We start from the raw sequence: 12,643 nt of genomic DNA on the forward strand, positions 1-12,643 counted from the left end.
TCATTTAAAAACTGCGATTCCATCGGCAGCTTTTACACCTTGGCCTTCATCAAACACAAAGATCGGATTAATCTCGCACTCTAATAGGCGATCCTCCAGAGTAGCCACCATATTTGAGAAGTTCACTATGGCTTTTGTTAACGCACCAACATCAGACTTAGCCCTACCTCTATATCCATCAAGTAATGGCCAGGTCTTTAATTCGCGCAGCATTTCGAGAGCCTCTTCTTCTGATAATGCCTGACCCGGTGCAATTAAACGCATTTGCGTATCTTTAAACAACTCAGCAGTAACGCCCCCCATCCCAATCAAAATGGCCGTTCCCAATGGATCACGATGCATCCCTACCATGAGCTCAAGACCACCCTGCACCATTTCTTGTGCCAAAAAATACTCAATATTGGAGTCCGTTTTGGATTGAACTTGCTTGGACATCAATTGCATTCTTTGCAATACCTCCGCAGACGGAACATTCAAAGCCACGCCACCCACTTCAGTTTTATGAGTAATCTCACCCGACAAAATCTTTAAAACGATTTTTTCTCCTAAAGACTCCAAATTATTAAGATCGGGGTTGTGCAAACCCAACTTTATCTCGCGCACACTTGGAATACCAAAGATAGAAAAAAGGTGTTTTGCCTCATGCTCATCGAGGGAACCGCGCAAGTCAGCAATGTTAAGGCTTGCTGGAGTTGATGCTATTGCTCCTTGCTTAGTTAACTGAGATTTCAATTGATTAGCATGCAGCATGCTACCCAAGGCAACACTGCAGCTCTCTGGCTGAGAAAATGCCGGGACATCCAATCTTGTCATTAGAGCGCTCGCAATCGGCGCATGTGGACTAACGTAGGCAATGACCGGCTTATCACTTCTTGTCATGCAATCGCGCACTGCTCCCGCCATCAAATCGGGCATAGCCAAACTTGATGAGCCTAAAATTAGTATCAATGCATCATAAGTAGGGCTGTCCAATAAAGCGCTAATCGCGCCACGCAACAAATCAGGTTGCAACCCCGCAAGAGTGACATCAATCGGATTGCGATCAAGGACTGCTTGATCGCCTGGCTGCAAAGCACGTAAACGCTCAGCAGTTTTCTCATCTGGTGCTGGCGTCTCAAAACCCCACTCACCCAAACTATCCGCCACTAGCGTTCCCGCACCCCCAGTAGAAGTTAAGATTGCGACGCGTTTGCCCTTGAGCACCCTACCCGATGAAAGTGCGGCAGGAATATCAAGAAAATCTGAAAACTGATTAGCGCGAATAATCCCCGTTTGTTTAAACAAGGCGTCATACATTTTGTCGGTACCTGCTAATGCCCCTGTATGCGATATTGCCGCCCGAATTCCCGCCTCAGATTTTCCGACCTTATAAACCACAATGGGCTTACCTGCTTGCTTTGCTCTTAAAGCCGCAGCCCTAAACCTCTCTGGGTAGCGAATGCTCTCAATGTACAAAACGATCACTTTTGTACTTGGATCTTCAACAAGATAGTCAACAAAATCCGCCAAACCCAAGTCCGCTTCATTGCTTGTAGAAACAAGTTTGGATAAACCAAGACCTCTAGCGGCGGCTCGGGATAGTAGCGATCCTAAAATACCCCCACTTTGTGAAATGACGCTCACAGCACCCTTGGGAAATTCATCCATCTCAAGCGCACTACTAGGAGACAAAGGAATGTCATCGGTAATATTGACCATGCCAATCGTATTGGGTCCAAGTATTCGCATGCTCCCTGTAGCTTGAATTAATTGCTCCTGCTTCTTCAAGCCCTCAGGACCGTGTTCCGCAAAACCACTTGTTAAGACAATCGCCGCGGGAGTGCCGATAGCGGCAAGCTCTTTAACAGCAACAAGCGTCTTATCAGTACCCACCATCACAATGGCAACATCAGGAGTTTCGGGCAAACTCTCAATATCAGGGTAGCACTTCAGCCCTGCAATTTCCTCTACCCGAGGGTTAATTGGATAAATCTTTCCCTTAAAGTGATGTTTTTGCAAATATGCAATTGGCCTGCCTGCAGTTTTCTTGGGATCAGTTGATGCGCCAATCACGGCAATACTGCGAGGCTCCATCAACTTCTGAATTGCACTACTCATATCTTTACCTTACTTATCTTTTTGAAGCTGCTGCTTTTTCTAAAAATGCCATTACAGATTCGCGATGCTCTGTACTTGTATAACAAATCCCCTGCGCTTGACTGCCTTGCGCAAATACCTGTGCCGCAGTCATTTCAAACGTTTGATCCAAAATAGTTTTACCCAAAGCGAGCGCAGTAGCAGATCCCCGTGTTAACTCCTTAGCCCAAGATTGGGCTTGAGTTACCAGCGATTGGCCATCAGCAACTTTATCGACAATGCCAATGCGGACGGCCTCATCGAGTTCAACTTTTCTGCCTGAGAAAATTAACTCTTTTGCCTTTACTAAACCAACCCGTCTCGGCAAAAAATACATGCCTCCACCATCTGGAATAATGCCGCGGTGAATATATGACCAAGTGAAATTCGCCGCATCTGAGGCGATAATGAAATCACACGCTAATGCAGTATCTGCTCCTAAACCAGATGCGGGACCATTCACTGCGGCAATCGTGGGCTTAGGCATTGTGTGCAAAAGAGAAACGGCGTGATGCACGCGTTGCTGGCGGTGCCAACCGTTATAAGCCACCTCTCCAGCAGGAGCCTTCATCCGCTTCTCCATTCCGGAAATATCTCCGCCTGCGCAAAACCCCTTACCATTACCCGTTAAGACTAGAGCTCGAATAGATTTATCCGCCGTAATCATTTCTAGAGCTTCGATAAATTCCGAACGCATCTCATCGCTCATAGCATTCCGCTTTTCTGGGCGATTTAAGCGCAGTGTCGCTATACCATCTTCAACCGAGAGCTCAACCAATTTGAATGTCATCACAATTTCCTTTGAAATTATTTAATCTGGAGTAATGTTGGCATCTTTAATCACAGTGCGCCAACGAAGTTCTTCTATTTTTAAAAACTTAGCGAAGTCTTCTGGGGATCCCGTTTTAATAATGAGACCTTCGCTCTCAACCCTACTCTTGAATGCTGGAGTTTGAACGCCTTTTTTAATGGATGCATTTAATCTATTAATCACATTAGATGGTGTGCCAGCTGGCGCGATATACCCATACCAACTTCCAGCAGAGTATCCTGGCACGCCACTTTCGGAGACCGTTGGCAGCTTCGACAAAGCAGGAGTGGTTGATCGCACTGGCGTAGTAACAGCCAAGGCGCGCAATTTACCCGCCTCCACCAGACTTCCAACTGCCGATGCAGTGGCAAACATAACATCAACTTGTCCGCCAATCACATCCGTCAAGGCTGGTCCAGCGCCTTTGTAAGGTACATGCGTTAGCTTGGTACCTGCCATAGAGTTGAATAATTCACCTGCAAGATGGGCAGAGGTTCCTCCACCTTGGGATGCGTAAGAGAGTTTTCCTGGATTCGCTTTTGCAGCCGCAAGAAATTCCGCAAAATTTTTATATGGACTATTTTCGGAGACCACCACAATATTTGGAGAAACCCCAACCAAAATAACGGGTGCAAAATCCTTATCCTGCGAATACGGTAATTTTGTTTTTAAACTCGGATTTACAGCGTGCGCAAGCGTTGCGACAACAAGGGTATAGCCATCTGACGGACTCTTCGCAAGCGCATCCGTTCCAATGATGGTGCTTCCACCAGGCTTGTTGTCAATCACAATGGCCTGACGTAAATCCTCACCCATAGGAACGGCCAGTGTTCTTGCCACAAGATCAGTACCGCCTCCTGGCGCAAATGGAACAATGACTTTGATGGGCTTATCAGGATAAGCGGCAACTGCAGCGCCTACAGAAAAATATCCAAGCACGCCTACCAATATCAAAGTTATAAAAGTGAGTCGTTTTTTGCTGAAATAACTATAAAACAAGAGGGTCTCCATCCGTTTAAGGTAATTTTTTTAATGACAAAGTATCCCCCCAAGATCACAATATTTTTATGGTCTAATTCCACTAGATGGAATTAAAAAAGCCCTCCTCCAAACTCAATCGTTCCCTAGAGCGGGGAATGGAGATCCTGCGCTGCTTCAAACCAGGAATGAATTTACTTGGGAACAGTGAAATTGCAGAGCGTACAGGGCTAGCACCCTCTACCGTCAGCCGTTTAACGCAAACCCTTGTTTTATCTGGTTTTTTAGAGCACGATAAGCAAAAATCTGCATATCGACTGGCGCCAACAGTGTTGAGTCTTGGGCATGCATATAAAACCAGCTCTCAAGAACTTAGGGCGATTGAGCCCCTCATGCGCAAGGCCTCTGAAAAATTAAAACTCAATGTTGGTTTAGCGGTAGCCGATCGCCTTGAAATGGTTTACTTGGAATCGATTCGCTACACCAAAAAAACAGCCTTAAGAGCAGTAGCCGCCGGTCAACGCGTCCCAATAGAGAGAACATCATTGGGTAGGGCCTGGATTGCAAAATTACCACCCAAAAATAGACTCGAACTATTGTCACAACTTCAAGCATCAGGCATTAAAAATTGGTCTCAAATTGAGAAAGAGATAAAAAATGCAATTACATCAATGACGGAACGAGGGTATTGCATTGCCACTTGGCTTCCTGAAATATCAGCCATCTCCACTTTCGTGGAATTCTCAAATGGAAAGTATGCTTCTTTGAATTTCAGTACCCCCGCTGAGAGCGACTTAAGTAATTATTTAGAAGATTACGTTCAGGCACTTTTTGAATTAAAAGATAAGATTGAATCTGAAATTATCAAAATTAACCATTCTTAATGGAAATGAATATGAAACCTGTATACATCTGCGATGCGATAAGAACACCAATTGGCCGTTATGGTGGAGCTTTATCGGCCGTACGTGCCGATGATTTAGGTGCCATCCCCATTAAAGCATTGATGGAACGCAACCCACAAGTAGATTGGAATGCCGTAGATGAGGTGATTTATGGATGTGCCAACCAAGCTGGCGAAGACAATCGCAACTTAGCGCGGATGAGTTCATTACTGGCGGGTTTATCCACTGATATTCCAGGTGCAACCATTAACCGTCTCTGCGGATCAGGAATGGACGCGATCGGAACAGCCGCTAGAGCAATTGCCTGTGGAGATATTCATTTAGCCATCGCTGGTGGTGCAGAAAGCATGAGTCGCGCACCTTTTGTCATGCCTAAAGCAGAATCTGCATTTTCTCGCGGGCATTCATTACAAGACACTACGATTGGCTGGCGGTTTATTAATCCATTAATGAAAAAAGCTTATGGCGTAGATTCGATGCCAGAAACAGCAGAAAATGTGGCCGATGACTACAAGATCAATCGCGCCGACCAAGATCTCATGGCGCTGCATAGCCAAAATAAAGCAGCAGCTGCGCAAGCAAATGGTCGACTTGCTAAAGAAATTACACCCGTGGTAATTCCTCGGAAAAATGGGGATCCGATTGTTATTCATCACGATGAGCATCCTCGCGCAACCACGTTAGATGCGCTTAGCAAACTCAAACCAATCGTACGTCCTGATGGAACCATCACCGCAGGAAATGCTTCGGGCGTCAATGATGGTGCCTGCGCCCTACTACTTGCTAGCGAAGAAGCTGCGAAAAAGTATGGACTTAAGCCGAGAGGAAAAATTTTAGGCATGGCGACTGCTGGCGTACCCCCCAGAATTATGGGCATTGGTCCTGCACCAGCAACACAAAAAATATTAAAGCGCTTAAATATGTCAATTGATCAAATGGATGTCATTGAATTAAATGAAGCATTTGCAGCGCAAGGTTTAGCGACCCTTCGCCAGCTTGGTGTAGCTGATGATGATGCGCGCGTAAATCCAAATGGTGGAGCTATAGCACTTGGTCATCCACTGGGCATGAGTGGTGCTAGATTAGTCACTACTGCACTAGTGGAACTTGAAGAGCAACAAAAACGTTATGCGCTATGTACGATGTGTATCGGTGTTGGGCAAGGCATTGCTATGGTGATTGAACGCATTTAATCATCAATGTCATATTCACCAGCCCATACAAAACACAATGCAGGATGGCTGTCACCTCTAAAACATCGCGTTTTTCGATCGCTTTGGTCCGTATGGTTAGTAGCCAATATTTGCATGTGGATGAACGATGTAGCCGCAGCATGGGCCATGACTTCACTCACTACATCCGCAACTCTAATTGCCTTAGTCCAAACCGCCTCCAGTCTCCCGGTATTGCTTCTAGGCATACCTAGTGGTGCTATGGCTGACATCATTAATCGCAAACATTACTTTCTGTTTGCACAAATTTGGCTTACTACAAACGCAACAGTACTGATGTTGTTTTTAGTGTTTGACGCACTCAACCCCTATTTACTCTTGTTACTTACTTTTACCAATGGGATTGGCTTAGCCATGCGTTGGCCAATCTTCGCAGCAATTGTTCCGGATCTTGTTCCACGCGATATTCTGCCTTCAGCGCTCGCCCTAAATGCAATTGCTATGAATACCTCCAGAATTGTTGGCCCACTCACAGCAGGAGCCATCATTGCGGCAGCAGGCAGCATGTATGTTTTCGCCCTGAACATGATCCTCTCGCTCTTCACGGTCATCATTGTGATGCGGTGGAAATATCAAAACTACGTTTCCGCCCTGCCTGGAGAGCGTTTTATTGGCGCAATGAGAGTTGGAATGCAATTTGCCTGGCAATCCAACAGAATGCGCACGATCATTGCCAGAGGATTTTTATTTTTCTTTCAATCCACCGGACTCATCGCCCTACTACCCGTGATTGCAAAAGACCATTTTCAAGGGGATGCCCATACCTTCACCCTACTTCTTTCTTCATTGGGCCTGGGAGCAATTATTGCCGGATCTCAATTACCTCGACTCAGAGCTAGCTTAAAAACAAGCAATCTGATTACCTATGGACTCATGGTCTTAACAGCAGCATCCACCGGAGTAGTTCTTGCCCCTAATTTATGGTTAGCATCTCTCTTGATGATGCTGTGTGGTGCGGCATGGATTTCCGTTGCCAACTCATTAACCACTTCAGCGCAAATGACGTTACCAGGATGGGTTCGAGCAAGAGGCATGTCCATCTATCAAATGGGATTAATGGGGGGAGGCGCAGCAGGTGCCGCAGTCTGGGGAAAAATTGCAACCGAGTTTGGGGTCACAACCAGCATCATTGCCAGCGCTATTTTTGGCCTACTAGTACTCTTCTTTATTCGCAAACATCGCATTGATAATCATCCGCTAGAGGATTTCACTCCAGTTTGTCCGATTGAACATCCTCAAGCGAGTCCTGACATGGATATGAATGCAGGCCCAGTCATGATCTCAATTGAGTATCAAGTTCATTTAGATAAAGTCGAGGAATTTAAAAAGGCAATGGCGAAGTCTCGTAAGTCTCGCCTGAGACAGGGTGCTCTGTCTTGGAGTCTGTTTGATGACATAGAAAATCCTGGAAAATTTATTGAATACTTTGTATTCGATACTTGGGCCGATTACCTCAGACGATTTGATCGCTTTACCGTTGAAGATCTCAAAATGCAAGAAGATCGACATCGATATCACATCGATAAACATCCCCCCAAGATAACTAGACGTGTTGCCACATCAATAAAAGATTAATCCAGCTTGATTCCAGCAGCTTTTACGGCAGCGTCCCACTCCCGCTGTTCAGCACGAATATATTTCAAAACCGCAGCGGGATCTCCATACATTGGCGAACTGGCTTCTTCGCGAAGTTTATTAATTAAACTTGGATTTTTAAGCACCCGTTGAGCTGCCTCATTAATTTTTTTGATGGCCTCTTGAGGCGTTCCGTTTGGAGCAACTAAGACTTTCCAATCGGTTGCCTCAAACCCCCTGTAACCTTGCTCACCCACAGTTGGAACAGTTGGAAGGATAGATGCTCGACTACCCGATGTTACTGCCAATGCCCGCAACTTTCCACCTGCGATCATTCCCAATACTGATTGCGGGGTCGCAAACATAAAATCCGTTTGCCCACCAATCAAATCAGTGATTGCAGGAGATGCTCCTTTATAAGGAATATACGAAACCACATACCCTGCTTTACCGGCAAACATCTCTCCCGCGATATGGCCAACCGTTCCAGCACCCGCAGTAGCTTGCTTATAAAAATCAGGTTTAGCTTTTGCCGCCTTAACTAAATCGGTTAATGATTTCCATGGTGAGTTTGATGACACTACAAGCACCATCGGCACCTCTGCTACCAAGGCAACTGGCACCAAATCATTCACCGAATCAAATGGCATCTTAGAAATTAATGCTGGGTTGATTGCCAAGTTAGAGGTCTGGCCCATGCCAATGGTATATCCATCTGGCTTGGCCTTAGCAACAAACTCCATGCCGATGTTGCCACCTCCGCCGGGTTTGTTATCTACCAAAATTGTCCATTTCAGATCGGCGCTGATTTTTTCAGCCATCATCCGAGCGACAGTATCCGTTCCACCACCTGGTGTATAGGGAACAATTAGCTTTATAGGCCGGTCTGGAAAATTTTGCGCCAAACATAGTCCAATAGACATAAAAGTCAATGTCAATGCTTGCAAAAGTATTCTCATACTATCCTCTATTTTATTCGTGGAGCCATCAAAATACTCCCTGTACTTGACTCAGTTACCAACAACAATTTTTTATCCAAACTAAAACATACATTTGTAGTCGTTTGTCCAGTGGGAGACTTTATATAAGTTTGTATTTCACCACGATGGTTAAGTTGAAACACGCCGCCTAAGCTAGCGTGTGCTACGTATAAGTTATCTTCTTCATCCATCGCCATACCATCAGGGCCGCTCGTACCAAAGAAATTCTGAAAAGCCCCTGCCTTACCCGTTGTCTTGTCTTCAAAGATTGGCATGCGCCAAATGTTATTAGCCCTGGTAGCAGCTACAAATAAGAAGCGCTCTGAACTATCAAAGACTAAGCCATTAGGACTCGGTACATTACCGGCAATTTCATGCAACCTACCTGAAGGCTCTAGGCAATAGACCCTACCAATTGGGTCATGCAAACCCGTTTGACCTTGATCAGTAAAAAATAAGTTGCACTTGGAATCAAATATCAAATCATTCAAACCTAAAAATGGCTTATCAGTACCCGCCATTACTACTTCAACAGCAGGATTTTTTGGATCAATACGAAGTAAGCCAATTTTGTGATCTGCAACCCACAAGTTCCCTTGCGCATCAATAGCTAAGCCATTTGGCCAACCGTCATACTGAATCACTAACTCCCACTCAAGCGCTGGACTGATTCTAAAGATTCGTCCATATGGAATATCGGTAATGTAGAGATTGCCATTCTTATCAAATACCGGTCCCTCAATAAAGCTGTCAATGGTTTGGCCGGGTTTATTGATATTGGCCCAAGCGTTTTCTTTTGGCAAACGAAACTGACTAGGCATCTGCGTCAGCACTTGCGCTTCAATTACCTTAGGCGGTTGAAAGTTTAGATTCCACATATAGCTTTAATTATTCCGGTTGCAATCCAGCCTTTTTAGCCGCTGCACCCCAAATAACCGTCTCTCCTTTAATGAATTTCTTAAATTCTGCTGGCGTGAGATTACCCGGTTCGGCACCAACAGCAGCAAAGCGCTCTTTCATCACAGGATCAGACAAACCTTTTTTCATATCAGCAGCCAATTTATCAATAATGACTTTTGGGGTATCCCTTGGCGCAGCTAAGCCGAACCAGTTACTTACCTTATATGCTGGCAGACCCGCCTCTTTGAAGGTTGATACATCCTTCATTGCAGCAATGCGCTTATCCCCAGTAATTGCTAACGCTCGAATCTTGCCGCCATTCAATTGCGCAATTGCAGTTGGAGCAGCAGTAATAGCAAAGTCAACTTGTCCAGATAAAACCGCCAACATTGCCTCGCCAGCACCTTTATATGGCACATGTGAAACATCAATATCAGCAACCTGTTGGAAAATTTCAGCAGACAAGTGGGTTGAGCTGCCAGCACCACCAGAGCCGTAATTTAATTTACCGGGATTCTTTTTAGCGAAAGCAATCAACTCAGCGACTGTTTTATAAGGAGAGGTAATGGGTACAACTAATACCACAGGGGTTTGAGTAATCACACCAATTGGCTCAAGATCTTCAGCATGATTCCATGGCAACGTTTTAAATAATGAAGGCAACATTGCATAGGTTGTATCGTTTGCCAGCAAGGTGTATCCGTCCGGAGCGGCTTTGGCAACATAGCTCGTAGCAATCGTTCCAGATGCGCCAGTTTTATTTTCGACAAAGAATGATTGCTTTGTCATTTCAGTTAACTTTTGAGCAATTTGTCTTGCTGAATAGTCCGCCGTTCCTCCGGCGCTATATGGAACAATAATTTTTACGGGCCTGTCTGGATAGTTTTCCGCTAAACACACGGTCATTCCCAAAAGACTCAACAAACCAACCAATCCAAAAATAATCTTCTTGTTCATCTTCGATCCCTTTAAATATGAACTGCGCCGTTTGCCGCAAATTTTGAAATTTGATCTTCGCCGTAACCCAAGTCAACAAGAATCTCCTTGGACTGCTCCCCTGCCTTAGGTGGGTTATGACGAACACCAAGTCGTTTACCATCCATCAAGAGTGGCAATAGAGGTGTTGTTGTTTCCGCCCCAGCTTTAGGACCATCGGTGATCTTGATTGGCGCTAATCCACCTGTTGCAATTAAGTGAGGGTCATCAAACAACCGCTCTGGCTTAGTAATAGGTGCAAATGGCAGTCCATTCTTTTCGAAGATATCGCTAATGTGCTTCGCTGAAAAATCGGCCAGACGCCTTCTAACTTCAGGAATTAATGTTGGCCTAGCTTGCACACGCTGATTATTTAGCTTTAATGTTGGATCTTCATAAAGATCAGCAAATCCAAAAGCATCACAAAAAATCTTCCACTGCGTATCAGATACTACGGCCAAGAAGATCTTTTCCCCGCCCTGGACTTCAAATACATCATAGATCGCCCATGCGGAAATGCGACTTGGCATTGGCTTAGCAGCATTACCTGTAACGGCATACTGCATCATGTGCTGGCCAACTAGGAATACATTGTTTTCAAATAGCGAACTCTGAACTTCCTGACCTTCTCCGGTGATATCGCGTTGCCGCAATGCAGCCATTACCCCAATTGCTCCAAAGATGCCACCCATAATATCGTTGACTGATGTACCAGCACGCAGTGGGCGATCTTCTGGGCCAGTCATATAAGCTAGACCGCCCATCATTTGGACCACCTCATCCAAGGCGGTTCGATGGTCGTATGGACCTGGCAAAAAACCTTTATGAGAGACATAGATAATCTTAGGATCACTCTTTTTTAGAGTGTCGTAGTCAAGCCCCAACTTAGCCATTGTTCCAGGCTTAAAGTTCTCGCTCACTACATCAGCGCTAGCTACAAGCTTTTTGACAATCTCAATGCCTTCGGGAGTTTTCATGTCTACCGCAATGCTTTTCTTGTTGCGGTTGAACATTGGGAAAAATCCTGCTCCTGAACCTAATAAATTTCTAGTCTTGTCACCATCAATCGGCTCAACCTTAATCACATCGGCGCCTAAATCGCCCAATATCATTCCGCAGGTTGGTCCCATAACCATGTGTGTGAACTCAACAACACGAACTCCTTCATACGGCAATTTATTCTTAGTGCTCATTAGTTACTCCAATGTGTTGCTGGCTCAAAGCCTTTTGGAACACCGGCCTCTGGAACCATGCCATAGATCGCCTCATTTGGAACACCAATTTGCAATGGCTGACGAGCTTCAAATAAGAGATCTAAATTAACCCCTGTTTTGATTCCCATCGCTTCAAACATAAATACAAGATCCTCTGTCACAACATTTCCTGATGCGCCCGGCGCGTATGGGCAACCACCCAAACCACCCATCGAAGAGTCAAATGATGTCACCCCTTCTTCATATGCAGCCAAACAATTAGCTAATCCAAGCCCACGTGTGTTGTGCAAATGCGCAGCTCCAGCCTTATCTCCAATTGCTGCTTTCAAACGCTTGAATAATCTTTTGATTTGAGCTGGATTAGCATAACCGGTTGTGTCTGACAGACCAGACTCATCTGCACCAGCGGCAATAACTTGCTCGGCCATCCAAATGACCTCATCTTCCGGAACCAATCCTTGCAGAGTGCATCCGAATGCGGTAGCTATTCCTGCTTCAACCTTAACGTGGGGGGCGTAATCTTTTCGATATTGAGCAATTTTTTTAACTTCCTCAATCATCTCCTCGCGCGTCTTTCGAACATTTGCCAATGAGTGAGCTGCACTCGCTGAGACAGGAACTGTAACCTTATCCACCCCCGCTTCGATCGCGGCCTGAGCACCTTTAAGATTCGGTACTAAAGCCATTACCGTCAAACCTGGAAGGTTTTTAGCGTAGCGCACCACCTGATCTGCATCGGCCATTTGTGGCAAAAGTTTTGCAGGGACAAATGAAGCAACTTCAATCTCACGAATGCCAGCTGTATACAAAGCATCAATCCATGCATTCTTTTTTTCTGTAGGCATGATCGACTTGATGGATTGCAACCCATCTCTTGGACCAACTTCACTAATCAGAATATCTGTTGACGTCGAATTCATTGCGTTCTATCCTATAGAATATAGTTCTATTATTTAAT

At 45.2% G+C, this 12,643-nt stretch carries 11 protein-coding genes; 3 read left to right on the top strand and 8 right to left on the bottom strand.

The window, feature by feature from the left end; genetic code table 11:
- From DCO17_RS06845 to DCO17_RS06855, 3 genes are read right to left on the bottom strand one after another with little or no spacing between them, the layout of a single operon-like run.
- Positions 1 to 2,097 carry an acetate--CoA ligase family protein gene (locus DCO17_RS06845; protein WP_173956004.1) on the bottom strand — a complete coding sequence of 699 codons (2,097 nt, stop codon included), beginning with the start codon at positions 2,095 to 2,097 and terminating at the stop codon, positions 1 to 3.
- Between the two features lie 13 nt (positions 2,098 to 2,110).
- The gene (locus tag DCO17_RS06850; RefSeq protein ID WP_173956005.1) at positions 2,111 to 2,905 is read right to left on the bottom strand and encodes an enoyl-CoA hydratase/isomerase family protein; all 795 of its coding nucleotides are present in this window, start codon (positions 2,903 to 2,905) and stop codon (positions 2,111 to 2,113) included.
- Between the two features lie 21 nt (positions 2,906 to 2,926).
- Positions 2,927 to 3,925 carry a tripartite tricarboxylate transporter substrate binding protein gene (locus DCO17_RS06855; protein WP_437342797.1) on the bottom strand — a complete coding sequence of 333 codons (999 nt, stop codon included), beginning with the start codon at positions 3,923 to 3,925 and terminating at the stop codon, positions 2,927 to 2,929.
- Positions 3,926 to 4,011: 86 nt separating this feature from the next.
- Between DCO17_RS06855 and DCO17_RS06860 the strand changes: the two genes are divergently transcribed.
- The 3 genes from DCO17_RS06860 to DCO17_RS06870 are packed head-to-tail and all read left to right on the top strand — an operon-like array spanning position 4,012 to position 7,616.
- The gene (locus DCO17_RS06860; RefSeq protein ID WP_173956007.1) at positions 4,012 to 4,788 is read left to right on the top strand and encodes an IclR family transcriptional regulator; all 777 of its coding nucleotides are present in this window, start codon (positions 4,012 to 4,014) and stop codon (positions 4,786 to 4,788) included.
- 11 nt (positions 4,789 to 4,799) lie between these two features.
- Positions 4,800 to 6,002: a 3-oxoadipyl-CoA thiolase gene (gene pcaF / locus DCO17_RS06865; RefSeq protein WP_173956008.1), complete on the top strand. Its 1,203-nt coding sequence runs from the start codon at positions 4,800 to 4,802 to the stop codon at positions 6,000 to 6,002.
- Positions 6,003 to 6,008: 6 nt separating this feature from the next.
- Positions 6,009 to 7,616 (top strand): MFS transporter, encoded by a 1,608-nt coding sequence (locus DCO17_RS06870; protein ID WP_173956009.1) that lies wholly within the window; start codon positions 6,009 to 6,011, stop codon positions 7,614 to 7,616.
- Here DCO17_RS06870 and DCO17_RS06875 read toward each other — a convergent pair.
- The 5 genes from DCO17_RS06875 to DCO17_RS06895 are packed head-to-tail and all read right to left on the bottom strand — an operon-like array spanning position 7,613 to position 12,605.
- Positions 7,613 to 8,575 (bottom strand): Bug family tripartite tricarboxylate transporter substrate binding protein, encoded by a 963-nt coding sequence (locus tag DCO17_RS06875; RefSeq protein WP_173956010.1) that lies wholly within the window; start codon positions 8,573 to 8,575, stop codon positions 7,613 to 7,615. The two genes, DCO17_RS06870 and DCO17_RS06875, sit on opposite strands and share 4 nt — an antisense overlap.
- 8 nt (positions 8,576 to 8,583) lie before the next feature.
- Positions 8,584 to 9,474: an SMP-30/gluconolactonase/LRE family protein gene (locus DCO17_RS06880; RefSeq protein ID WP_173956011.1), complete on the bottom strand. Its 891-nt coding sequence runs from the start codon at positions 9,472 to 9,474 to the stop codon at positions 8,584 to 8,586.
- Positions 9,475 to 9,484: 10 nt separating this feature from the next.
- Complete coding sequence (locus DCO17_RS06885; protein WP_173956012.1) at positions 9,485 to 10,453, bottom strand: Bug family tripartite tricarboxylate transporter substrate binding protein; 969 nt, start codon at positions 10,451 to 10,453, stop codon at positions 9,485 to 9,487.
- An 11-nt stretch (positions 10,454 to 10,464) separates the two neighbouring features.
- On the bottom strand, positions 10,465 to 11,664 hold the full coding sequence (locus tag DCO17_RS06890) for a CaiB/BaiF CoA transferase family protein (protein WP_173956013.1): 1,200 nt from the start codon (positions 11,662 to 11,664) through the stop codon (positions 10,465 to 10,467).
- Positions 11,664 to 12,605, bottom strand: a complete 942-nt coding sequence (locus tag DCO17_RS06895) for a hydroxymethylglutaryl-CoA lyase (protein ID WP_173956014.1) — start codon at positions 12,603 to 12,605, stop codon at positions 11,664 to 11,666. Before DCO17_RS06895 ends, DCO17_RS06890 begins: the two co-directional genes overlap by 1 nt.
- Between the last annotated feature and the right edge of the window lie 38 nt (positions 12,606 to 12,643).

Source organism: Polynucleobacter tropicus (assembly GCF_013307225.1).
Lineage (GTDB): Bacteria > Pseudomonadota > Gammaproteobacteria > Burkholderiales > Burkholderiaceae > Polynucleobacter > Polynucleobacter tropicus.

Coding starts and splice junctions, on each gene's coding strand:
- DCO17_RS06845 (WP_173956004.1), bottom strand. CDS start 2,097: ATGAGTAGTGCAATTCAGAAGTTGATGGAGCCTCGCAGTATTGCCGTG.
- DCO17_RS06850 (WP_173956005.1), bottom strand. CDS start 2,905: ATGACATTCAAATTGGTTGAGCTCTCGGTTGAAGATGGTATAGCGACA.
- DCO17_RS06860 (WP_173956007.1), top strand. CDS start 4,012: ATGGAATTAAAAAAGCCCTCCTCCAAACTCAATCGTTCCCTAGAGCGG.
- pcaF (WP_173956008.1), top strand. CDS start 4,800: ATGAAACCTGTATACATCTGCGATGCGATAAGAACACCAATTGGCCGT.
- DCO17_RS06870 (WP_173956009.1), top strand. CDS start 6,009: ATGTCATATTCACCAGCCCATACAAAACACAATGCAGGATGGCTGTCA.
- DCO17_RS06875 (WP_173956010.1), bottom strand. CDS start 8,575: ATGAGAATACTTTTGCAAGCATTGACATTGACTTTTATGTCTATTGGA.
- DCO17_RS06880 (WP_173956011.1), bottom strand. CDS start 9,474: ATGTGGAATCTAAACTTTCAACCGCCTAAGGTAATTGAAGCGCAAGTG.
- DCO17_RS06885 (WP_173956012.1), bottom strand. CDS start 10,453: ATGAACAAGAAGATTATTTTTGGATTGGTTGGTTTGTTGAGTCTTTTG.
- DCO17_RS06890 (WP_173956013.1), bottom strand. CDS start 11,664: ATGAGCACTAAGAATAAATTGCCGTATGAAGGAGTTCGTGTTGTTGAG.
- DCO17_RS06895 (WP_173956014.1), bottom strand. CDS start 12,605: ATGAATTCGACGTCAACAGATATTCTGATTAGTGAAGTTGGTCCAAGA.